This is a genomic window from Arhodomonas sp. KWT (genome assembly GCF_010993615.1).
The window spans coordinates 1-836 of the sequence record NZ_WNXE01000731.1 but is presented as its reverse complement, the minus strand read 5'-3'; the positions used below and the strand labels follow the sequence as shown (position 1 = coordinate 836).

Genomic DNA, 836 nt, shown 5'->3' with positions numbered 1-836 from the left:
ACGATCATGGCCACCCGGAGGTGGTCACCGCGACGCCGGTGTGTCACATCGCGAGCCACGTCCCCGCACTGCCGGTACGCGCCGCACCGGCGAGATCCCCGAACACCGTTCACCCACCACCGACGGACACGCCGGTACCGGTGCGTCTCGTCACCGCACCGCCCACGCCCCCACCCCGCGGCTGAGCCGGTCCGCTTGTGCGGCTCACATGCGTCAATCCATCAGCGACGGGGAACAGGCTCTGAAATGACCGACACGACCCACGATCACACGCACGACCATGACCACAGGCATGGTCACGGACACGATCACGACCACACCCCATCAAGCGGCCGGGCGTTGCTCATCGGGCTCGTGCTTACCGGCGGCTTCGCCCTGGTGGAGCTGGTCGCCGGCTGGTTGTCCGGCTCGCTGGCGCTCATCGGCGACGCCGGGCACATGGTGACGGACTCCCTCGCCCTGGGGCTCGGCGCCCTCGCCTCGCGCCTCAGCCAGCGACCACCAAGCGAGCGCCATAGTTTCGGGTTCCAGCGCGCCGAGATCGTCGGCGCCCTGGTGAACGCGGGCTTCATGCTGGTGGTGGTCGCCTGGATCGCCTACGAGGCCGTCCAGCGGCTGATCCACCCGGTCGAGGTCCAGGGCGGCATGGTCCTGGTGGTGGCGGCCATCGGGCTCGCCATGAACGTCGTGGTGCTGCGCGTGCTACACGGCGGCGAGCAGAACCTCAACACCCAGGGCGCCATCCTGCACGTGCTCGGCGACCTGCTCGGTTCCGTCGCCGCGCTGGCGAGCGGACTGGTGATCGCCCTTACCGGCTGGTTCCCCATCGACCCGCT

Annotated in this window: 2 protein-coding genes; both read left to right on the top strand. The window is 69.5% G+C overall.

All coding sequences use genetic code 11. The features are described from left to right. Window positions 1-185, top strand: a 185-nt coding sequence (locus G7A99_RS24995) for a hypothetical protein (RefSeq protein ID WP_205600003.1), incomplete at its 5' end; no start/stop codon positions are given. Window positions 186-246: 61 nt separating this feature from the next. Further along, window positions 247-836: cation diffusion facilitator family transporter (locus G7A99_RS22035; protein WP_163144116.1), on the top strand; the 590-nt coding region annotated here is incomplete at its 3' end.